Raw genomic sequence first — 21,931 nt, 5'->3', positions numbered from 1 at the left:
CAGGTGTGCTCCGCGCGCGTCCAAGCAAAAGCTCTCCACGCTTTTCGGTCTGCGCCCGAAACGGGGCTACCGGCCGTAGCGCCTCATCCCCGTCTGATCGCGCCAGTTAAACAGAGTTAAAGCTAATGCAAAATTTCCTTATGGACATTCGCGAGTTCTTCCCGATCTTGCTGGAAGGCGTGAAATATACACTCCTCGTGACCTTGGGCTCCCTTGTCCTTTCTACCCTTCTGGGGCTTGTCTGGGCGTTGATGCGGGTGTCGGGAATTCGCTGGCTGTCGACCATTGCCGGGGCTATCGTCAATGTAATCCGCGGCATTCCTATCCTGGTGCAGCTGTTCTATATCTACTTCGTTCTACCGGAATTCGGCATTGCGCTTTCCGCTCTTCAGGCCGGTATCATAGGTCTCGGAATTGCCTATTCTGCCTATCAGGCAGAGAATTTCCGTGCCGGCATCGAAGCTATCGACCATGGTCAGACGGAAGCTGCTCAGTCCATCGGTATGGGCTGGTTCATGACGATGCGCCGCGTGATCCTCCCGCAAGCCGTTCGAGTGATCCTCCCGCCTTACGGCAACATCATGGTCATGCTTTTGAAGGACAGCTCGCAGGCATCGGCCATAACGGTTGCCGAACTGACCCTGCAAGGTCAGCTACTCGCTTCTTCGACCTTCAAGAATATGAGTGTCTATACGCTAGTTGCCATGTTCTATCTCTGCCTAAGCTTGCCGCTGATGATGGCTGTCGGGCGTCTTGAAAAGCTCTTTAGTAAAAGAAACGGACATTGATCATGGCGATGATTGAAATAAAGAACGTCACCAAATCCTATGGTCCGCTTCAGGTCTTAAAAGGCATCAGTGCTGAGGTGCAGAAGGGCGAAGTCGTCTGTCTGATTGGCCCTTCCGGCTCTGGAAAGTCGACGATGCTGCGCTGCCTGAACGGGCTCGAAACCTATCAGGGTGGCGACATTTTGATCGTAGGTCAGCGGGTTGACGCGAAGGATCGATCGATCCGCAATCTCCGCACACGTATGGCGATGGTTTTCCAGCGGTTCAACCTGTTTCCCCATCGCACGGCCCTCGAAAATGTCATTGAAGGACCGGTTTACGTCAAAGGCGAAAACCCAAGTGAAGCTCGTAAATACGGCCAACACCTGCTTCAGCGCGTAGGTCTAGGAGACCGGGCCGACCATTATCCGGGCCAGCTTTCGGGCGGTCAGATGCAGCGTGTTGCGATTGCCCGCGCCTTGGCGATGCGACCGCAGGCGATCCTTTTCGATGAGCCGACGTCTGCGCTCGATCCTGAACTGGTGGGCGATGTGCTCGATGTCATGCGCAGCCTTGCTGACGAGGGGCTCACCATGCTGGTCGTAACGCACGAAATGGGCTTCGCCCGCGACGTGGCTGACCGAGTACTTTTCCTTGATGGCGGCGTCATCGTGGAACAGGGTAATGCAAAGCAAGTGCTCGGCGCGCCACAGCATCCGCGTACGCAGGACTTCCTGCGTCGCGTTCTCAATCATTGATTTATATGGATGCGCGACGCGGGCTGCGTGTCGCGCAAGGGGAGGCGTTATGGCTTTCTATTGTTCCCTCGACGCGACCCGCACCGGGGTGATCCGCGATGTATTTGCGCGCGAATTGCCGGAAGTGGAGTTCCTGTCCGGGGAGTTGGATGCCGATGCTTCGGCAAGGGTACGTCATTTGTTATGTTGGCAGGTTCCTGAAGGACTGCTGGATCGGTTCCCCGCGCTCGAGATTATTTTTTCGAGCGGGGCGGGTGTAGAGCAATTTCTGGAAGCAGGTATCCCTTCTCATATCCGCATTGTCCGCATGACTGAGCCGGGTCTTGCACGCATGATGCAGGAATATGTGACACTCGCGGTGCTGGCACTATTCCGACAGTTGCCCAGTTATTTGCAACAGTGTCGTAACGAGGTCTGGCAGACCTTGCCTCAGCCGAGCGCGCGTCACAGCCGTGTAGGTGTAATGGGGCTTGGATATCTTGGGCAAGCTGCGTTGACGGCACTCAAGCCTTTTGGTTTTCCACTGTCCGGCTGGAGCCGAAGCGAGAAGAATATTGATGGCGTGCAGTGTTTCTCCGGCGCGGAAGGACTTAAAGCATTCACTGCGCAAACAGATATACTCGTCTGCCTGCTGCCGCTCACGGCAGAAACGGAAGGCTTGATCAATGCCGAATTTTTTGGCTGTTTGCCCACGGGGGCAAGCGTGGTTCTGGTCGGTCGCGGGCCGCAGACGGATTATGACGCGCTTCTCGCGGCGCTCGATAGCGGCCAGCTTTCCTCCGCCTTCATTGATGTAACAGCACCGGAACCGCTCCCGTCCGGACATCCACTCTGGTCTCATCCAAAGGTGATCGTTACCCCGCATATCGCTTGCATGACTGACAGCCAAGGTGCGGCAGACGTACTCGTTGAAAACCTGGAACGACTGCGTAGGAGCGAAGCGCTGTTCGGCGAGATCAACCGCGAGCGAGGATATTGAAGCATAGGATGCAGTGGCGGAGTGGACTTGCTTCGGAAAAGTGGAGAGGTTTTCATGAGTTGAAAGGAAACCTTTATGACGAAGCGAGGGTTATGTCGCAAATTTTTCATCAGGTTAAAAGCGGCATGATCTTCAGACGCAATTATGCTGCAAGCTCCGCAAAGACCTCGAATGGCGAGCGGTTGTCATTTGCGAACTGCTTCTTGCGGATCATATGTGCCACTTCGATGCCCGCGATTGTCGCTGAAGCCGAATGAAATGCCTTGAAGCCCAACATGTGTTTGGCAATTCGCTTGATAAACCGGTGATCCTGCTCAAGGATGTTGTTGAGATATTTAACCTGCAGGATTTCAATCATCTTTCTTTGACCGGTGATTTTCAGGATTGTGTTTACAGCTTGTGCTCCGGCCAGATTGGCTCCGCTTTTATCAATGACAATTTTGTCTGGAACACCGTTGGCTGCAATGGCTTTCTTGAAGAAACGCCGTGCAGCACCGAGATTTCGGCGTTCGGCGAGCATGAAATCAAGCGTTTGTCCGTCACAATCAACGGCTCGGTACAGATAGGTCCATTGACCACGAACCTTGATATAGGTCTCGTCAACACGCCATGACGCAAGCGTTCGACGTTTACGCTTCTGTGCCTGATCTGCGATCTGTGGCGCGTAACGGACAACCCAACGGTTCAATGTTGCATGGTCAACGCTCACACCACGTTCGGCCATAATTTCCTGCAGGTCACGATAGGACCCGGGATAGCGCACGTAGAAGAAAACGACGTAAAAGATGACACTTTTAGGAAAATGAGCCCCTTTGAAATCGATTGCCATACCCTGTCACCTCACTCAATTATGCGCTCCGAAGGGACAGTAGCGCAGCAGAAGTGAAAATTTCGCGACAGAACCGTCATCCGACATGTTGCTGTTTGGGCGACGGGATAGAGCGGCTCCAACCTTCCTGTTTTAACCGGAAACGCTCTATATTTTTCGGCGTGGAATCGTGCTCGAATAGATGTTCAACGACTGCAGATAGCGGTCCGCATTTGTCAGGGCTTCCACAGATTGGGAGCGGTTGCGGTTGGCCAGAAGACCACAAAGCACTTCGGAAACGGCCAGCGCAGGGGTCAATGTATGAAAGAAGGTTTGGCTCTCGGTCGAAATCAGTACGCTCTGATTCGCGATTGAGACCAGCGGCGAAACCTCGCTGTCGGTGATGGCCACAATCGACATGCCTTTTTGCCGGGCTGCTGCGGCAAGTTCCAGGGTCTGCAAGGCGTAAGGATTGATCGAGATGACAAACAGGGCGTCGTCGGATGTCGCGCGCATGAGTGCGTCGCCGCCAGTTCCGGCGGGGCCGTCCAGATGGATGGTTTTGTCGCCAAGCAATGTCATCACGTAATGAAAGTTCCAGGCGACGGAATGGCAGGATCGCAGTCCGAGAACATAGACGCGACGCGCTTTCAAAAGGTAGTCGGCTGTGGCGTTCAGTTGTCTGAGAGATTGCGGCTCACAGAGCCGGGCGATCTGGTCTGACAGCCCATGAAGCATACGGCGAGCAAGATCGTTAGTGCCCGCGCTTGAGTCGTCAACGTTGTTTTGAAGCGCACGGGCGGCGAAACCGTCTGCGCTGATTCGGATGACTTGAGCATGGTGGGAGCGTATTTCCTCATAGCTGTTCAGGCCTAGGAATTTGGTCAGGCGCGTGATCGTCGAAGGCTGCACGCCTGCATTGCGGGCCAGCTCCCGCATGGACACGAATGCAACATCCTGTGGATGTTCCAGGATGTATCGTGCAGCCTGCTGGAGCTGATGTGACATTTCGTCAAAGCGTGCAATGATGCGTGCCCGCAGAGGGTCTTCTTGCAACATTTGTATCGTCTTTCGTCCGATAGGGTTCGACAGAATTCAATGGTGTCGAGAAAAAAGTCAAATAATTTCGGAAAGTTATGTCGCTTTTTTCGAAGCCGCCAGGACGAGCTGAATGTTTCATAAATGCATAAAAAATACGTTTGTGCCTACAAAACAGACAATAAAACAAATGTTGCAATCCCGGGCAAAGCCTGCAACAAATGTGTCGAAACGCAGACCGATGAAAGTCTTTTAAGAACAATCGAGAGATACATGACAAGAATTCTCCACCGTTCCATCAGCGCCAGTTTGCCAAGGGCTGTAGCCGGACAGGGCATCTATATCACGGACAGTGAAGGGCGCAGCTACATCGACGGGTCGGGCGGAGCTGCCGTCAGTTGTCTCGGTCACGGCAATGCGGAAGTCGCTGGTGCCATGAAGGCGCAGATCGATCGCATCAGCTATGCGCATACATCGTTCTTCACGACCGATGCGGCTGAATCTCTTGCTGATCGTCTTGTCGCTGCAACGCCGGGCGGGCTGGATCGTGTTTATTTTGTCTCGGGTGGGTCCGAAGCGGTCGAGGCTGCTTTGAAAATGGCCCGCCAGTATTTCGTCGAAACCGGACAGCCCCAGCGTCGCCATATCATCGCCCGGCGCCAGAGCTATCACGGCAACACGATCGGTGCGCTCGCGACGGGCGGCAATGCGTGGCGTCGCGCGCAGTTCCAGCCCATCCTGCCCGAGACCCACCACGTATCTCCCTGTTATTCCTATCGCGATCAGGGCGCGCAGGAAGATGGGGCGGATTATGCGACGCGTCTGGCAGCGGAACTCGAAGCCAAAATCATTGAACTCGGCGCAGATGAAGTCATTGCTTTCGTTGCCGAGCCGGTTGTGGGCGCAACGCTGGGTGCGGTTGGCCCGGTCGCCGATTATTTCAAGAAAATCCGCGCCGTTTGCGACAAATACGGTATCTTGCTCGTCCTTGACGAAGTCATGTGCGGCATGGGGCGCACGGGTACGCTTTTCGCGTTTGAGCAGGAAGGCATTGTTCCCGATCTTGTCACGATCGCGAAAGGCCTGGGAGGCGGCTATCAGCCGATAGGCGCGGTTCTTCTGTCCGAGCGGATTTACCGGGCTTTCGCAGACGGGTCCGGCATGTTCCAGCACGGCCATACCTATATCGGCCATCCCGTGGCGGTCGCTGCCGCCGACAAGGTCGTCGAAATCCTTTCACAAACCGACATCATCGACAATGTCGTCCGTATGGGCGACCGGTTGCAGGCCGGTCTTGAAGCCGCACTCGGACAAAATGCAAATGTGGGCGACATTCGAGGGCGAGGGCTGTTCAGCGGAATTGAGATTGTGGCTGACAGAGACACCAAGGAACCGTTCGATCCCACGAGGAAGTTGCACGCTAAGATCAAGCGCGAGGCCATGGAACGTGGACTCTTATGCTACCCGATGGGCGGCACGATTGACGGTATTCGTGGCGACCATATCCTGCTGGCGCCGCCTTACATCATTCAGCCTGAAGAGGTCGATCTGATCGTTGATCGGGTATCGGCAGCAATCGACGCTTCGCTTCGGAGCTGAAGGATGTCCCACCGCATCGTATTTGCCGGTTTCAATCTTGAGTCCGTCACGGCCGTACCGCAGATCGTCGGAATGCAGGATTTCGAACGCGTATGCGTTCGCGGGTCAGCTCTGATCGAGCAGTTTCGCGGCACGAATACCGTTCCCGGTGGCGTCATCAAGATTTGTGAGAATAACGGTGTCGAACTGATACCGTTGTTCCACACATTGCTTGGCGCATTGGGACCGGCTGCCGATGAGGCGATTGAATTCTATAAGAACGAGATTCTGGCTGGGCTGGATCGATCCGGCGATATCGACGGCATCATTCTGTTCCTCCACGGTGCCTGCTGGGCACCCGGATATGAAGATGTCGAGCGCTTCATCATCGATGCCGTTCGCGACAAAGTGCCGAATATGCCCATTGCCGTCGCCCTCGACTATCATGGCAATATCGACCGGGCGACCTTGCGCAATGCCGATATCGCCGTCGCCTATGGGCACTCACCGCATATCGATATGGGTGAGACGGGAGAACGGGCCGCCACTGCCCTTGTGAGAACGATCAAGACCGGCCTTCGCCCCGGTCTTGCCGTCGCACGTCCTGACATTGTGATTCCGTCGATCATGTCGGCGACCTCGTTGCAGCCTCTGGCAGCCATTATTGCGCAAGCACGTGCCACAGAGGCTGAGAGCGATTGCGATATTTCCGTCATGGCGGGGTTCTCCTATGCCGACAGTCCGAATACTGGTATGTCGGTTATCTGCATGGATTGGTCCGGCGAGATGGTAGCCCAGCGCAAGGCGGACCGGTTGTCGTCGACGCTTCATGAAAACCGTCGGGCACTGCTGGCTGCGGTGCCGGTCTCAGGCGTGGAAGCGGCGATTGCGGATGTCGAAAAACGACCGGCTCAAGGACGGCCCATTATTCTGCTCGAACATGCAGACCGCATGAACGATTCCACGCATGTTCTGCGTGCCTTGATTGACAAGAATGTGGGGCGTGTTCATGTCCCCTTTCTCCTCGATCCGCAGACGGCGCAAGAAGCCCATGCGGCCGGAGCCGGTGCCGGGATTGTTGCCAATCTGGCCGGCAAGACGGACCCTGCCACGGGCGGACCATTGCAGGTCGCTGCCAAGGTCGTCTGGAGCGGCCAGAAATCTTACCGCGTTTCCGGCCGTTATCAGAAAGGCTCGTCGGTCGATCTTGGACTAACTGCCCTGATCGATGTCGGACCAATCCGGATATCGGTGGTTTCCCATTTCGCCTTCGCGGTCGATGGCGATCCATTCTACATTTTCGATGAGCGTCCTGAAGACTACGATGTCATTCTCTTGCGTTCGAAAACCCACTTCCGCGATTTCTATGAACCGATCGCCGACCGCATCATTGTGGTCGATACGCCCGATCTCGGTCCGGCGGATGTGCGCCTGATCCCCTATCGACAGCTCGATACCTTGGATGTCTTTCCGTGGAATGAAGCTTCTTCCAACCATAAAAATAATCTCTCCAGAGGTGTAAAATGACTATTTATCACAAAGGCCTGCCCGCCATCGGCCTTCTGGCGGCAAGCATGTTCGGTGCACCGGCATTTGCCGAAACCACATTGACTGCGGTCATGCAGGCGCCGCTGCGGACACTCGATCCGGCGATCAGCACGGCCCAGATCGTCCGGACACACGGCTTCATGGTCTTCGATACCCTGCTCGGGATGGATGCCAATTATCAGCCGCAGCCGCAGATGGCCGACTATACGGTCTCCGACGACAGGATGACCTACACGCTTACGCTGCGGGACGGCCTGAACTGGCACGACGGGTCGCCGGTCACCGCCGAGGATTGCGTTGCCTCGCTGAAACGCTGGGCCGAGAATGACGGGGCAGGCCGCACCTTGATGGCGCATGTCGCCTCGATCGATGCGGCTTCCGACAAGCAGATCGTCATCAAACTCGCCAAGCCATTCGGTCAGGTTCTGGAACTGCTCGCCAAGCCTTCGCCGATCCCGCCGTTCATGATGCCGAAGCGTCTGGCCGAGACCCCCAAGGGTCAGCAGATTTCCGAAATGGATGGATCGGGTCCCTTCAAGTTCGTCGCCAGTGAGTACCGACCGGGCGATCAGGCCGTTTATGTCAAAAACACCGACTATAAGCCTCGTTCCGAACCGATGAGCTGGACCGCGGGCGGCAAGATCGTCAATGTCGATCGGGTGGTCTGGAAAGCCATGCCCGACATGCAGACTTCGATCAATGCGTTGCAGTCCGGCGATGTCGATCTCATAGAACAGGTGACGACCGATCTCGTGCCGCTTCTGGAAGCCAACAGCGATGTGAAGGTCGGCGTCATCAATCCGCTCGGCAATCAGGTTACGGCGCGTCTCAATCATCTGTTGCCGCCTTTTGACAAGCCTGCCATCCGACAGGCGGCAATCTATGCTCTCGATCAGGAGCAGCTTATGCAGACGGCCATAGGCGATCCCAAATATTACAAGCTCTGTGCATCTGACTATGGATGCGATGTGCCGCTGGCATCGGATGCAGGTTCGGAATTCATTTCCGGTACGCCCGAAGAGCGGATGGCCAAGGCAAAGGAGCTTCTCAAAAGTTCCGGTTATGACGGCACGCCGGTGCTGATGATGCAGCCCACGGACTTAACCGTGTTGAGCACCCAGCCCATTGTTGCCGCCGAGCGGCTGCGCGAGGCCGGTTTCAAGGTCGATATTGCATCAATGGATTGGGCAACGCTCCAGTCCCGCAAGAACAGCACGGCTGCGGTGAAAGATGGCGGCTGGAACATGTTCTTCACCTATTGGGGTGTGACTGGCATCTGGAATCCGCTTGTCAATGTTCTGCTGGATGGTACCGGCAAGGACGGAACGTCCTGGTCCGGTTGGCCGAAGAGCGATGAAATCGAAAAACTCCGTGCCGATTACCTTGTAGCTCCGACACTTGAAGAGCAGAAGGCAATTGCCAGCAAAATCCAACAGATCGCCTATGAAGATGCCTTCTACTACAACGCTGGTGAGTTTCAGTCGGTGGCAGCGTGGCGTGCTGAGTTGAAAGATCTGCAGTCGGGTCCGATCACGCTCTTTTGGGGAGTCACCAAGTAACCCAACCAGAAGGCCGGTACTGAACAGGCATAAGAGCCAACGATAGGGCGATCGGATGATTTATTATTTTGTGCGAAGAGTTTTGATGGCGATACCCGTCATGTTCTTCGTCGCGCTGTTTGTATTCCTGCTGCTGCGACTTACGCCGGGCGATCCGGCGCAGGCGATTGCGGGCGATCACGCGACGCTCGCCCAGATCGACGCGGTCCGCCAGACCCTTGGTCTGGATGCGCCGCTTGTCGAACAGTTTTTCACCTGGTCCGGCAATCTCATTCGCGGCGATTTCGGTGTATCGCTGATCTCGCAGCGACCGACGCTGGAAATGATCGGCCAGCGCATTGGTCCGACGCTCTCTCTGGCCGTTGTCGCCATGCTTCTGACCGTGGTGATATCTCTTCCGCTCGGTGTTTTGGCTGCCTGGCGCCATGGCGGCATTATAGACCGCGCGGTCATGTCGATTTCGGTTCTTGGTTTCTCGTTGCCGATCTTCGTGATCGGTTACATTCTGATCGCGATTTTCGCGGTGCACCTGAAATGGTTTCCGGTGCAGGGCTATAAGTCGATTTCCGATGGTTTCGGACCGTTTCTCTATCGCATCTTCCTGCCGGGATTGGCGCTTTCGTCGATCTATATCGCCCTGGTTTCACGAATGACCCGAGCCTCAATGCTCGAGGTTTTAAAAGAGGACTATGTTCGGACAGCCCGCGCCAAGGGTTTGTCGGAAGTGGTGGTGCTTTTCCGACATGCACTGCGCAATGCGGCAATCCCTATTCTCACGGTCGTCGGTAGCGGTTTCGCGATGATGATATCCGGTGTGGTCGTAACGGAAACAGTGTTCAACATACCCGGCCTTGGACGACTGGTCGTGGATGCGGTGCTCTCGCGCGATTATCCGCTGATTCAGGCGATTATTTTGCTCACCGCAGGCACCTATGTTCTGATCAATCTGATCATCGACCTTTCCTATGCTGTGACCGATCCGAGAATCCGCTATCAATGAGTGAAACCTTGACCTTAAGCTCCCTGACACCTCGTCGTCGATTGATCGAGAACGTCCCGCATTGGACCACGATAGCGGCGTTGATCGTACTCGTTGCAATCGTCGCTATGGCGATATTTGCGCCATTGCTGGCAAATTTCGAGCCCACAAAACTCAACCCCGCCATGCGGCTCAAACCCGCCTCTGCCGAATATTGGCTGGGTACCGATAGTTTCGGGCGCGACCTCTATTCCCGCGTTGTCTATGGTGCCCAGGTTTCCCTGCTGGTTGGCGCCGGTGTGGCAATCGGTTCGTTGGTGATCGGCCTTCCACTCGGCTTGATTGCGGGCTGGTTCAGAGGCGTCGATGCGGTTCTGATGCGCATGATGGACGGTTTGATGGCCATACCCGGCATTCTTCTGGCAATCGCCATTGTTGCATTGACCCAGGCGGGGCTGGTGACGGTTATCCTCGCCATTATGCTGCCCGAGATTCCACAGGTCGTGCGTCTCGTGCGCTCGCGTGTCATCGCCGCGCGAACCGAAACCTTCGTGCAAGCCGCGACCCTTCTTGGCACCCCGACGCCAAGGCTTATCCTGCGCCACCTGTTGCCGACGACGATTGCTCCGCTTATCGTTCAGGGCACCTACATCTATGCTTCGGCAATCCTGACCGAGGCCGCACTTTCATTCCTCGGCGTGGGCATCGGTACGGAAATCCCGACCTGGGGTAATATCATGGCCGAAGGCCGCCTCTATTTCGCGCTCAATCCGTGGCTTGTGTTCTGGCCGGCAATCGTGCTGTCGCTTTGTATTCTGTCTATCAATCTGCTGGGCGATGCGCTGCGTGATCGTCTCGATCCTAAAATGAAGGGGAGGGCCGGTTGATGGCTGAAATAGCACATAAGGGCTCGCCCGTACTCGCGGTTCGCGGATTGAAGGTCGCGACCAAGGGCAAGCGACCTTCTCCAATCCTGCATGGTATCGATTTTGACGTCTATCCCGGAGAGACCGTGTGCCTCGTCGGAGAATCCGGATCGGGCAAGTCGGTCACGTCCCTGGTGACGATGGACCTGTTGCCCAAGGAGGAGTTGCAGGTCGTCGCAGGCGAAGTTTTGCTGAACGGAGAGGACATTCTCAAATCGAATGCCGCCCGGACGAAGGCCCTGCGTGGCGCAGAGATGGCTATGATCTTTCAGGAGCCGATGACCGCGCTCAATCCCGTTTTGACCATCGGTTTGCAGATGGATGAAGTCTATCGTGCGCATCGCAAGATGTCGCCGAAGGATCGTAAAAAGGCGGCTCGCGATGTTTTCGAGTCCGTGCATCTGCCCGACCCTGCCAGAATTTACGACAGCTATCCGCATCAGCTTTCGGGCGGCCAACGTCAGCGCGTCATGATCGCGATGGCGCTGGCGTTGAAACCCAAGCTTCTTATCGCTGATGAGCCGACCACCGCACTGGACGTTACCACCCAGAAACAAATCCTGTCGCTTATCCGGGAACTGCAGGAGGAGCAGAATACGGCGGTTCTGTTCATTACGCATGATATGGGCGTGGTGGTTGATATTGCGGATCGCGTCTGTGTCATGTGTCGCGGCGAGATGGTTGAAACCGGCCCCGTCCATGACGTTCTCGCAAGCCCACAACAGACCTATACGCGTGAACTCTTGAGTGCCGTCCCATCTTTGACCCCGCGCCCGATGCGGGAAAAGCAGGATGCCGGTAATGTCGTGGATGTCAAAGGCCTGGAAAAAATCTACGAGACCGGCAGTTTTCTGGATCAGTTGCGCAGAAAGCCGCCGCTTCAGATCAAGGCCGTCGTCGATGTGAGCTTTTCCCTGTCGCCGGGGAGAACGCTGGGCATTGTCGGCGAGAGCGGATCGGGTAAATCGACGGTTGCGCGTTGCCTTCTCCGCCTGGAGAACCCGACAGACGGTGCCGTCATGGTCAATGGAGAGGACATCGTTCCGCTGCGCGGCGATCGGGCGTTGTCCCGGTCGAGGCGCGCCGTCCAGATGATCTTTCAGGACCCGAACCGTTCTCTCAATCCGCGGCTTCGTGTTGATGAAAGCCTGATAGAGGGGCCGTTGAATATGGGAGAGACAAGGCAGAGCGCAATGCAGCGGGCCGCCGATCTGCTGCAGGTTGTTGGTCTTCCGAGTACCAGTCTGGAGCGCTTTCCACATCAGTTTTCCGGCGGGCAAAGGCAGCGTATCGCTATTGCGCGCGCATTGATGATGGAGCCGGATGTCATCGTTGCCGACGAAGCTGTTTCGGCATTGGACGTTTCAGTACAGGCGCAGGTGCTCGACTTGCTGGCGGAAATACAGCAGCGCTGTAATCTTGCAATCCTGTTCATTACGCATGATCTACGCGTGGCTGCCCAGATTTGCGACGATGTCATGGTGATGCAACGTGGCAAAGTGGTCGAATATGGGGCCGCGAACGAAATCCTCGCCAATCCACGGGAAGACTATACGAGAGCGCTTATCGAGGCAGCTCCCGGCCGTGATTGGGACTTTGCCGCAGGGCGGCGCATTATGGAAGTTGCATGATGATATCAGCCAGTCTTATTCAATTTGATGTGGTGCCGCTTGCCGCTGAACGGAACATCGAACGGATGTGCACGTTCATCGAGACCGAGGCCGCACATGGGGCCAAGCTGGTGATTTTTCCGGAGCTTTCCAATACTGGCTATGTCGAGCCGTTGGTTCCCGGTGGGCCGATGGTGAGCGCCGTACCACATTACGGAAAGGCATTATACGACGCTTGCGCCGATCTCGACGGACCGCAGGTCCAAAAACTAAAAGATATGGCCGCGACTTATGATGTCATGCTGGTGGTCGGGCTTGGCATAAGGGACAGGCGTTTGGCCGGTGTCATGCACAATGCTTCACTTCTGATTACCCCGGCCGGTGTGGAAGGGGTCTATGTCAAGATCCACCAATGGCACAATGAGAAACTCTACTTCACCAGAGGTGATCGTATCTCGACCTATCCCGCGCTCGGCACGCGTCTGGGCATGCAAATATGCTATGATATCCGGTTTCCTGAGATCACACGGATCATGGCCTGCGAGGGCGCGGGCATCATAACATCCATCTGGGCATCGTTCGGCGCTACGTCGGAGCCTGTAGCAGACGAGGGTCTGTACATTCATCGCGCCTATACGCGAGCGGTTGAAAACGGAGTCTATTTTCTAAGCTGTAATCGAGCAGGATCGCATGGGGACCAGCGTTTCATGGGGCGCTCTTGCGTCATCGCTCCGGACGGTCGTGTTGTGGGCAATCTCGCGCATGACCGTGAGGATGTTCTAAGGGTTGAACTCGACCTTGACGACATTGCGCGTTATCGCGCCGCAACAGGCATCTGGACCGACCGAGCTCCGGAACTCTATGCGCAATACGCATCTTCATTTGACAAAACACGATAATAATGAGATCGCAATGACCGATACACCATGCCTTCCCATAAAGGATTCCGATTGGCCTGCAGCAATCGAGGACCTTCGGTCCGGCTTTGCCGGTGCTTTGAATGTCTATCGTACGATGGCGTACCATCCGGATCTCGTGCGGGCTTGGGCGCCTTTGCGCCAGCATATCGTGAAGGATAGTGCACTGGGTCTGGAGCGCTCAGAGCTGGTTATTCTGCGTTCAGCATATCGCATGGGGTCTGCTTACGAATGGGCGCATCATTTGAGCCGTGCGCGTGCGCTTGGAATGTCCGATGAGCGTATTGCTGCTATGCGATCCTCGCCTACCGGAGACGATGGTCTGATCGCAGAAGCGGTCGATTGTCTTTTCGATAAAAGGCGTCTGCCCCGCGATCTTGAAGAAAAGCTGGCCAGCCGAATTGGAAGAGCCGCGGTGTTCGATTTGCTCGCTACGGTTGGCTTTTACTCAGTTCTTGGTTACATCCTCATGACATATGAGACTCCGATTGATGAAGCCGTCGCCAGAGAAATTGAGATTGCACCACTTTAGGTAGATCTGATGGGATGGACGCCTCCGGCTACGTCAAGGCAGGCATAGTTCGAAAATGAAAAGGCATAGCACCGCGCCCGGCGTCGAGTTACGGAAATAGAAGACATGTTCCTGGTCAACCCACCGCGTTTCCAAGGTACCTGACATCTGTTTCCTCGGGTTTACCGTTCCAATCACGGCGTCGGTCCTGATTGATTTCAAGGGAGGGTTATTTTCCCTGAAAAAGAGCGCCCAGTGCCGGTAAAAGCGCGTAAATGTTCTTGACTGGCAATCAGGTGGGGGTGTCTGGGGAAAACGCCTGCTTCTCTAAATTACGACTAGTCCAAATTGTCTGTTTCCATTCCGGTCATTTAACGCTTTTCCTTAGCTTTACATCCAATCAGAGTGACGGCATTTTTGTCCTGATTGGGATCACTTGAACATGATATCGACGGGGGTCACGTTCTTGAGATCGATTTAGCTTCGGAATTGAGGCTGATTTGAATGTTCGTGCGTTAAATTCTAATCAGGTCTCGATTTCACAGCTGGGAGATATCATGGATGGTTGCGAAGGGCCGTCAGGAAATCCTGAACCGAAGCGCGCAACGGTTCGTTTCGCCGATGAAAGGCGACGATAGAGACCTCCGGCATATCGTTGATCGGCAGTGAAACCAGTCCCTGCATGGCGTAATCCTGCGCAGTCATCGCATCCACGACGCCGACTCCACCGCATGCACGAACCAGACTGCAAACAGTTCCGCAAAACGGCACAACGCATACAGGATCATAGTTTAGTCCTTGAGCGGCAAAGGCTGTGCGAATGGTGCCGCCCATGGGCGACCAGTCTGCATTGTAACAAACCAGCGGGTGTTTGGCGATAATCGCGCAGGTAAGTGACTTCAATCTAGCCAGTGGATGATCCGATTGAATGACTGCAACCAAAGGGGTCTGTCCGACAATATAGGAGTGAAATTCGGCCTTTGGCGGTAAAGCCATTTGTAAACCGATGTCAGCCTCCTCTTTGCGCAGGTCCTCTTCGGGTGTGTGAACCTTCAAAAGTAGGCGCTGTCTCCAGTCACGGTAACCTGCATTAAGAAGCACCGGTCCGATAAAACTTTCAACGAGTGCTGGCGTTGCAGAAATCGCCACTGGGCGGGACGCGCGATGACGCAAGGTGGATAATTCAGAGCGCACAAGGGTGTGCGTCGTGAAAATTGGCATCGAGAGCGCAAAAAGCTCATTTGCCTCGCGTGTCGGTTCAAGACGATTGCCGGTACGATGAAAAAGCGAGAAGCCGAGCCTGCTCTCCAGGCGCTTCAATTGTCCGCTCACACTGGGTTGAGATATTCCCAGCAAGCGCGCGGTTTCAATTGTCGTTCCAACGCGCATGAGCGTCCCGAACAGTTCCAGTTCACGCAAATCCATTATCAGCCTATTAATAAGAGATAGCAGATTTATTATTATCCATACGGGTGGTTGTTGTCTAATTTCTTTGTTGAAGAAGCGGTGGCTATAAAAAATAAGGGGATGCCGCTTCAATCACAGCAAATGGTGTAGGAGCACTTTCATGCTTTCCAGGCTCGGCCTAAAAGGCCTTTTTCTCGCCTCTGTCTTTTCGCTTTCCGCTCTCACGGCGCAAGCTGATCCACTGCGTGTCGCTATCGGTTTTGATCCCATCACACTTGATCCGATTGCAACCAGTGACAATGGTTCGATCTGGACCCAGCTGCTCATTTTCGACACGCTCGTTCGCCCGGACAAAACCGGCGAAAAGCTTGAGCCGGGCCTTGCAGAAAGCTGGACCGTTTCTCCGGATGGGCTGACGCTGAAGTTCAAGTTGCGGGATGCCAAGTTTTCTGACGGCACGCCGGTGACGGCCGAAGACGTGAAATTCTCTATTGAACGTGCTGCTTCCAAGGAATCCGGATGGGGTCGGTTCTATCGTCCGATCACAGGCTTTGAGATCGTCAGTCCGCATGAAATCACGATGAAGCTCGCCGAACCTTTTACGCCGGCCTTCAACAATCTGGGGCTTTTTGCCGCTGCGATTCTACCCAAGGCGCAGGTGGAAGCCAAGGGAGCGGCGTTCTTTGATGCGCCCGTTGGATCAGGTCCTTTCCTGCTGAAGTCCTGGGTGCGGGGCTCGAAGGTGGAGCTGGCTAAGAATCCGCATTACTGGCAGCAGGGCAAGCCTTTCGTTGACGAGGCGCGTCTCGATGTCGTCACCGAACCATCTGCACGCGCCATCAAGCTTGAGGCGGGCGAAGTCGATGTGGCGCTCGATCCGCCCGTCAATCAACTAAAGGAGCTTGGCAATAAGGAAGGTATCAGTGTTGGCCAGACCATCCCTTATCGCGCCGACTTCGTGCAGCTCAACACCACACGCAAACCCTTTGATGATGAACGTGTGCGTCAGGCACTGAATTATGCGATTGACAAGAATGCACTGGTACAGGGCGTGCTTTATGGCGCTGGCAAGCCAGCTGCATCAGCCATGCCTGTCATGGCCTATGCCGATGCGAATCTAACGCCTTATCCTTATGACCTGGCCAAGGCAAAGGCGCTTTTGACTGATGCGGGTTACGCCGGCGGCTTTGAGGCCCAGCTTGTGGTCGACTCAGGCGCCGCAACCAGCCGCAATGCAGCTATTGCACTTCAGGCGATGCTGCAACAAATTGGTGTCAAGCTCAAGGTACAGATGCTGGAAGGCGGTACCCAGTGGGAAACGACCAAAGCGGGCAATTACGATATGTCGGTGTCCTACACCACCTCCGATACAATTGACCCCGATCAGATCATCGGTTTTGTCGCCGTTAATCCGGAACGCGCGAATGCCTACCACACCCAGTGGAAGAATGATCGTCTCAACGAGCTTTACGCGGAAGAGCGAAAGACCGCTGATGGGGAAAAGCGTGGTGCTATGTTTAAGGAAATGATCGGTATCCTGCATGACGGCGCACCGTATATTTTCCTCTATCATCCCGCGACAGCCTGGGCGGTGCGCAGCAACGTGAAGGGCTTTGAAGTGCTTCCCACTTCAAACTTCCGCCTTGAGGATGTGAAACTCGAAAAATGAGGTGAGCCATCGCCTCGCGATTCAGCGCCTGCGGGTCGATTAAGGATAGCAGGCGCGAATCCCGCCGCCTATCACGGTTACGGCATTTCCCAGAGCCATGCGGCCGGTCAATTCCGCAAGGTACGGCATTCTTAATGAAGTGAGCCATCGCCTTTTCGAGAGATACTTTCGAAGTCCGGGCGGTACGCCAAAATCGAACGCCAGCGAACGCAATGATTTTTTCCATTCTCAAACGTCTGCTGATGCTGATCCCGGTTCTGTTGGGGATTACACTGATCAGTTTTCTGCTTCTTCAGATAGTGCCGGGCGATCCGGCGTCCCATGCGATGGGAACCCGCGCCAGCCCTGAAGAATTGCAGGCCATGCGTGAACTCTGGGGACTCGATAAGCCGTTATGGGTCCAGTACATCTATTTTCTGCGTGATTGCCTGACGGGGAGTTTCGGGGTTTCGATCTTCCACAAGCAGCCAATCATCGCTCTGGTGATGGAGCGATTGCCCTTCACATTAGCAATCGTGGCTTATTCAACCATTATAGCGCTTCTGATCGCCCTCCCGTTCGCCATTGTCGCCGCGATTTATCGCGGCCGGTTCATCGACAACGTCATCCGTCAGGTGTTTGTGGCGCTCATTGCCATGCCGCCGTTTTGGCTTTGCTATATGCTGATTATCTGGCTAGCGCTTGGCATGGGCTGGTTCGCTACCGGTGGTGTCGGCACTGGCTTCTGGATCAACATAAACCGGCTTTTCCTGCCCTCTCTGGTTGTCGGTCTTTCAACCGCAGCCCTCATACAGCAGAGTCTGCGCGCTGCGCTCATAGACACGATGAAGGCTGATTATATCGACACGGCCCGCGCAAAAGGTCTTCGCCGTCCGGAAATCTTTCTGCGCCATGTGCTGCCAAACAGCCTTATCTCAACAATATCCATCATCGGCGTGCGGGTAAGCTGGATAGTCGGCGGCACCGTCGTGGTCGAGAAGATCTTCTCTGTACCCGGTCTTGGAAGCCTGTTGATCGATGCCATCGTTTCGCGCGATCTGCCCGTCATCCGCGGCCTGACCGTCTTCTTCGCAATCATGGTTGTGATTGTAAATTTGATTACCGACATCTGCTACGCGCTGGCCGATCCACGCGTCAGGATGGAGTAGACCATGTCCATTCCCGGCAAACTTCTGCACACCTGGTCCGGTGCAATTGGCCTGCTCATGCTGCTGATCACACTGGCCGCTACTGTCCTGACACCGATATTGTCACCTTACGATCCCTTCGCGCTCGATTTTGCGGGCGCGATGCAACCGCCGTCTGCGCTGCACTGGTTCGGCACCGATAATTTCGGGCGCGATATTTTTACCCGCATTCTGGCGGGCGCCGTATACGATCTGCGTCTGGCGCTGATCTGTGTCTTCGGTCCCATGATCATGGGTGTGATGATCGGTCTGATCGCAGGTTACTTCGGCGGGATTGTCGATGCGGTGCTGATGCGTATCACCGATATCGTCTGGGCTTTTCCATTCTATGTCCTCATCCTGGCTATAGTCGGGGTGCTTGGGCCCAGTGAAACCAATCTTTATATCGCCTTCTTCATCGTTAACTGGATCGGCTATGCGCGCATTGTGCGCGGTGAAACACTGCTTGTGTCGCGGCTGGAATATATCGACGCCACACGCGTTTTGCGATTTGGCAAGCTGCGTGTGATGCTGCGCCACATCATGCCCAATGTCGTCACGCCGGCGATTGTCTATTCAATGTCCGATGTCGTGCTCACCGTTCAGGCCGTGGCCGCCATGTCCTTTTTCGGCCTCGGTGTGCAGCCTCCCGCGCCGGAATGGGGCCTGCTGATCGTCGAAAGCATCGATTATATGCGCGAGGCGCCCTGGATGACCATTTTTCCGGGTCTCGCCATCGTCTGGATCGGCATTGCATTTTCGCTGCTTGGCGAAGGTCTGTCCACCACGCTGAAACCGAAGGGGTAAGTCATGAGCCTTCTTTCTGTCCGCGACCTCATGACCGAGTTTGGCAGCCCGTCGGGTGTCGTTCGTGCCGTCGATGGCATCAGCTTCGATGTCAATCCCGGTGAAATTTTTGGAATTGTGGGCGAATCCGGCTGTGGCAAGTCAGCCACCTGTCGCTCGATCCTGCGCCTTTTTGGTGGTGCCGCCGCGCGGGTCAGCGGCGGTCAGATACTGCTCGAGGGCGTCGGCGACCTCGTTCCGATGAAGGAAAGAGCACTCTCAAAGATCCGCGGAAGCGATGTCGCCTTCATTTTCCAGGATCCGCTGACGGCGCTCAATCCGACCATGCGTGTCGGCAAGCAGATCAGTGAAGTCATACGCCGCCACAGAAATGTCAGCAAAAAGGCAGCCCGCGAGGCGGCGCTGCAACTGTTGCGGGATGTCCATGTAACGTCGCCGGAGCGCCGACTTGACGCCTATCCGCACGAACTTTCAGGAGGCTTGCGTCAGCGGGTGGTTATCGCGATGGCTCTCGCGTTGCGCCCGCGTCTGATCATAGCCGATGAGCCTACCACTGCGCTCGATGTTACCGTACAGGATCAGATATTGCGGCTCCTCAAAGAACGTCGAGACAGCCTTGGTGCCTCAATCATCTTGGTCACCCACGATCTTGGGGTCGTCTCCCAGATCTGCGATCGTATGGCGGTGATGTATGCCGGGCGTATGGTGGAAACGGGCACGGTGCGCGACGTCCTGGACAAGCCTTCGCACCCCTATACGAAAGCGCTGCTCGCCGCGCTTCCGGGTCAAGCCGCTCGCGACCAGGAACTTGTTCCCATTCAGGGAGCTCCCCCAGGGCTCGTCAATCCGCCTGATGGTTGCCGCTTTGTGCCACGCTGTTTCCGTGCCCAACCTCGGTGCGCGATCGGACGCCCGCCGGCGCTGGAGTTACGTGGCGGCTCATCCTTCGGTCATCTCGATGCGTGCATTCTGAATGAGGTTGCCAATGTCAGTGCTTGATTTCCGGAAGATCGAAAAGAAGTTTCCCGTCAGGCGCAGCCTTCGCGATGTTATTGCCAACCGTCCGCCTGTCAGTCTGCATGCGGTGCGTGGCGTCGACCTTGGTATCGAGCAGGGAGAAATACTCGGCATCGTCGGAGAATCCGGATGTGGCAAGAGCACGCTCGCGCGCATAGGCGTCGGACTGCAGCCCGGCAGCGCAGGGGAGGTGGTGTTCAATGGCCGTCGGCTTGACGGGCCGGACCGTGATGGCCGTCTTCAGATGGTCTTTCAGGATCCCTATTCCTCGCTCAATCCACGCATGACAATTGGCGCGCAGCTGGAAGAAGTGATCTCCCATTATCACCGCAATATTCCTGCCGGCGAGCGTAGGCAGCGGGCGCTTGACGTACTCGGGGAAGTCAATCTGGTAGCCGAAACGGCGTTGAAATTTCCGCATGCTTTGTCCGGCGGACAAAGACAACGCGTCTCGGTGGCGCGGGCACTCTGCGCCAATCCGCAGGTTCTGTTTGCCGATGAACCGGTCTCGGCCCTTGATGCCTCTGTTCAGGCGCAGATCATCAATCTTATGAAACGGCTCAACAAAGATAAGGGTTTGACCATAGTCTTCATTTCCCATGACATGAATGTAATCCGCTATCTGTGTGATCGCGTTGCAGTCATGTATCTGGGTGAGATCGTTGAATTGCAGGACAGTGCCGCCCTATTTGCTTCTCCCCGTCATCCTTATACAAAGGCTTTGATTGCAGCTGTGCCCGATGTTCGCCGTCCGCAGGCAACAGGCGAGCCGATCAGTGGTGAGATACCCGACCCCTTTGCCGTCCAGCCCGGTTGCCGTTTTGCGCCTCGTTGCCCGATTACCGAAGACATCTGCCACCAAAGCCAGCCCATGCAGCATCTTGTCAACGGCGGGCTGGTCCGCTGCTGGAAAGCTGAGCGCGCCTAAACCGTGAACGTCCTGATAGAAAGATCATCCAGTGTTCTTTGAAGATAATTCTGATTGGTCGCGCCGCTGTGAAGTCATCACCAGCTGCCTGACTGACACGTTTGCCGACCGCGGCCTGCGGGCCGACAATTTTGGTTTCGTCGCATTGCGTCAGAAAGGTCCCGGTGAAAAGCCGGATGGCTTTTCATATCGTGGCGACTGGCGCTGCTACCCCTGCAGTCTTGTCAAAGCATTTCATCTGGTCCATGTGCTCAACGCTATTGACCATGGCAATGTCGCCGATCATGAAGAACTGTCTCGCGCCATGCGTGACATGATCCTGTGGTCATCCAACACCGGAACCAATTATGTCATCGACATCATTACGGGTACGACCGGCGATACCATGTTGGAAGGCTCCCAGTTCAACGAATGGCGGGAAAAGCGCGAGCACCTCAACAGCTTCTTTTCCGGGCTCAACTGGCCAGAGTTCGAGGGTTGTAATATCACGCAGAAGCTGATGGACGATGTGCGCTATGGGCGTGAGGCTCAATATGCAGGGCTTGCGGGAGAAAATCTGAACGCGCTGACGCCGCTTGCCGCAGCGCGTCTGTTCAGCGCGCTTTTCTCCAGTCAGCTTCCGCTCTCAGCCGCTTCTGAAAACAGGGCAAAACAGACATTGCTACGTGACCGCAATAGTGCCGAAGCCAGACAGCCGCATTTTCAGGTTACCGAATTTCTTGGTGGCGGTATTCCTGCTGATGCGCAGATATGGAGTAAAGCGGGGAAGAATACCTGGACCGGTGATCCCAAAGCATCCTATTACAAACACGATCTGATCCGAATTGCCGTCACCGGAAAGTCTCCTGTCATCATCTGCCTGATGACACAGGGTAAAGAAATCTGCGAAGAATATCCGGAGGCATTTCCAGAGATTGGAGAGCTATTCTTTGAAACTCTCCTCAACGATTGACAGCCTC

20 protein-coding genes are annotated in these 21,931 nt (G+C 55.4%); 17 read left to right on the top strand and 3 right to left on the bottom strand.

Annotated features, from left to right (window positions below; translation table 11 throughout):
• The first annotated feature begins 125 nt into the window (after positions 1-125).
• From ABWW11_RS13775 to ABWW11_RS13765, 3 genes are read left to right on the top strand one after another with little or no spacing between them, the layout of a single operon-like run.
• A complete protein-coding gene (locus ABWW11_RS13775; protein WP_319080270.1) occupies positions 126-788 on the top strand; it encodes an amino acid ABC transporter permease in 663 nt (220 codons plus the stop codon).
• Positions 789-796: 8 nt separating this feature from the next.
• Positions 797-1,525 carry an amino acid ABC transporter ATP-binding protein gene (locus ABWW11_RS13770; RefSeq protein WP_319080292.1) on the top strand — a complete coding sequence of 243 codons (729 nt, stop codon included), beginning with the start codon at positions 797-799 and terminating at the stop codon, positions 1,523-1,525.
• Positions 1,526-1,574: 49 nt separating this feature from the next.
• Positions 1,575-2,504 (top strand): 2-hydroxyacid dehydrogenase, encoded by a 930-nt coding sequence (locus ABWW11_RS13765; RefSeq protein WP_319080271.1) that lies wholly within the window; start codon positions 1,575-1,577, stop codon positions 2,502-2,504.
• 142 nt (positions 2,505-2,646) lie between these two features.
• On the opposite strand, the gene ABWW11_RS13760 is transcribed toward ABWW11_RS13765, so the two are convergent.
• Positions 2,647-3,333: an IS6 family transposase gene (locus tag ABWW11_RS13760; protein ID WP_319080272.1), complete on the bottom strand. Its 687-nt coding sequence runs from the start codon at positions 3,331-3,333 to the stop codon at positions 2,647-2,649.
• 147 nt (positions 3,334-3,480) lie between these two features.
• Positions 3,481-4,371 carry a MurR/RpiR family transcriptional regulator gene (locus tag ABWW11_RS13755; RefSeq protein WP_319080273.1) on the bottom strand — a complete coding sequence of 297 codons (891 nt, stop codon included), beginning with the start codon at positions 4,369-4,371 and terminating at the stop codon, positions 3,481-3,483.
• A gap of 252 nt (positions 4,372-4,623) precedes the next feature.
• Here ABWW11_RS13755 and ABWW11_RS13750 point away from each other — a divergent pair, with 252 nt between their 5' ends.
• From ABWW11_RS13750 to ABWW11_RS13715, 8 genes are read left to right on the top strand one after another with little or no spacing between them, the layout of a single operon-like run.
• Complete coding sequence (locus ABWW11_RS13750) at positions 4,624-5,949, top strand: aspartate aminotransferase family protein (protein WP_319080274.1); 1,326 nt, start codon at positions 4,624-4,626, stop codon at positions 5,947-5,949.
• 3 nt (positions 5,950-5,952) lie between these two features.
• Positions 5,953-7,455, top strand: coding sequence for a M81 family metallopeptidase (locus ABWW11_RS13745; protein WP_109365753.1), 1,503 nt, complete (start codon positions 5,953-5,955; stop codon positions 7,453-7,455).
• Positions 7,452-9,035, top strand: a complete 1,584-nt coding sequence (locus tag ABWW11_RS13740; RefSeq protein ID WP_109365754.1) for an ABC transporter substrate-binding protein — start codon at positions 7,452-7,454, stop codon at positions 9,033-9,035. Before ABWW11_RS13745 ends, ABWW11_RS13740 begins: the two co-directional genes overlap by 4 nt.
• 55 nt (positions 9,036-9,090) lie before the next feature.
• Complete coding sequence (locus ABWW11_RS13735) at positions 9,091-10,035, top strand: ABC transporter permease (RefSeq protein WP_078341195.1); 945 nt, start codon at positions 9,091-9,093, stop codon at positions 10,033-10,035.
• Positions 10,032-10,901: an ABC transporter permease gene (locus ABWW11_RS13730; RefSeq protein ID WP_109365755.1), complete on the top strand. Its 870-nt coding sequence runs from the start codon at positions 10,032-10,034 to the stop codon at positions 10,899-10,901. The genes ABWW11_RS13735 and ABWW11_RS13730 overlap by 4 nt, the downstream gene beginning before the upstream one ends.
• Complete coding sequence (locus ABWW11_RS13725) at positions 10,901-12,571, top strand: ABC transporter ATP-binding protein (protein WP_319080275.1); 1,671 nt, start codon at positions 10,901-10,903, stop codon at positions 12,569-12,571. The genes ABWW11_RS13730 and ABWW11_RS13725 overlap by 1 nt, the downstream gene beginning before the upstream one ends.
• Positions 12,568-13,449 carry a carbon-nitrogen hydrolase family protein gene (locus ABWW11_RS13720; protein WP_244597022.1) on the top strand — a complete coding sequence of 294 codons (882 nt, stop codon included), beginning with the start codon at positions 12,568-12,570 and terminating at the stop codon, positions 13,447-13,449. The genes ABWW11_RS13725 and ABWW11_RS13720 overlap by 4 nt, the downstream gene beginning before the upstream one ends.
• A 13-nt stretch (positions 13,450-13,462) precedes the next feature.
• The gene (locus ABWW11_RS13715; RefSeq protein WP_109365757.1) at positions 13,463-13,999 is read left to right on the top strand and encodes a carboxymuconolactone decarboxylase family protein; all 537 of its coding nucleotides are present in this window, start codon (positions 13,463-13,465) and stop codon (positions 13,997-13,999) included.
• A 534-nt stretch (positions 14,000-14,533) separates the two neighbouring features.
• Here ABWW11_RS13715 and ABWW11_RS13710 read toward each other — a convergent pair.
• Positions 14,534-15,403: a LysR family transcriptional regulator gene (locus ABWW11_RS13710; RefSeq protein ID WP_078340278.1), complete on the bottom strand. Its 870-nt coding sequence runs from the start codon at positions 15,401-15,403 to the stop codon at positions 14,534-14,536.
• 142 nt (positions 15,404-15,545) lie between these two features.
• On the opposite strand from ABWW11_RS13710, the gene ABWW11_RS13705 reads away from it, so the two are divergent.
• The 6 genes from ABWW11_RS13705 to ABWW11_RS13680 all read left to right on the top strand — a co-directional run bounded on the left by ABWW11_RS13705 (position 15,546) and on the right by ABWW11_RS13680 (position 21,924).
• The gene (locus tag ABWW11_RS13705; protein ID WP_109365758.1) at positions 15,546-17,054 is read left to right on the top strand and encodes an ABC transporter substrate-binding protein; all 1,509 of its coding nucleotides are present in this window, start codon (positions 15,546-15,548) and stop codon (positions 17,052-17,054) included.
• Positions 17,055-17,266: 212 nt separating this feature from the next.
• Positions 17,267-18,202, top strand: a complete 936-nt coding sequence (locus tag ABWW11_RS13700; RefSeq protein WP_109365759.1) for an ABC transporter permease — start codon at positions 17,267-17,269, stop codon at positions 18,200-18,202.
• A 3-nt stretch (positions 18,203-18,205) separates the two neighbouring features.
• On the top strand, positions 18,206-19,027 hold the full coding sequence (locus tag ABWW11_RS13695) for an ABC transporter permease (RefSeq protein WP_011982799.1): 822 nt from the start codon (positions 18,206-18,208) through the stop codon (positions 19,025-19,027).
• Positions 19,028-19,030: 3 nt separating this feature from the next.
• Positions 19,031-20,026: an ABC transporter ATP-binding protein gene (locus ABWW11_RS13690; protein ID WP_109365760.1), complete on the top strand. Its 996-nt coding sequence runs from the start codon at positions 19,031-19,033 to the stop codon at positions 20,024-20,026.
• Positions 20,013-20,972, top strand: a complete 960-nt coding sequence (locus ABWW11_RS13685; protein WP_011982801.1) for an ABC transporter ATP-binding protein — start codon at positions 20,013-20,015, stop codon at positions 20,970-20,972. The genes ABWW11_RS13690 and ABWW11_RS13685 overlap by 14 nt, the downstream gene beginning before the upstream one ends.
• A gap of 31 nt (positions 20,973-21,003) precedes the next feature.
• Positions 21,004-21,924 (top strand): serine hydrolase, encoded by a 921-nt coding sequence (locus tag ABWW11_RS13680; protein WP_109365761.1) that lies wholly within the window; start codon positions 21,004-21,006, stop codon positions 21,922-21,924.
• Positions 21,925-21,931: the final 7 nt, after the last annotated feature.

It is taken from the genome of Brucella sp. NBRC 113783 (assembly GCF_040372265.1).
Taxonomy (GTDB): domain Bacteria; phylum Pseudomonadota; class Alphaproteobacteria; order Rhizobiales; family Rhizobiaceae; genus Brucella; species Brucella teleogrylli.
The sequence above is the reverse complement of the archived record's forward strand: the minus strand, read 5'-3'. Positions and strand labels throughout refer to the sequence as shown.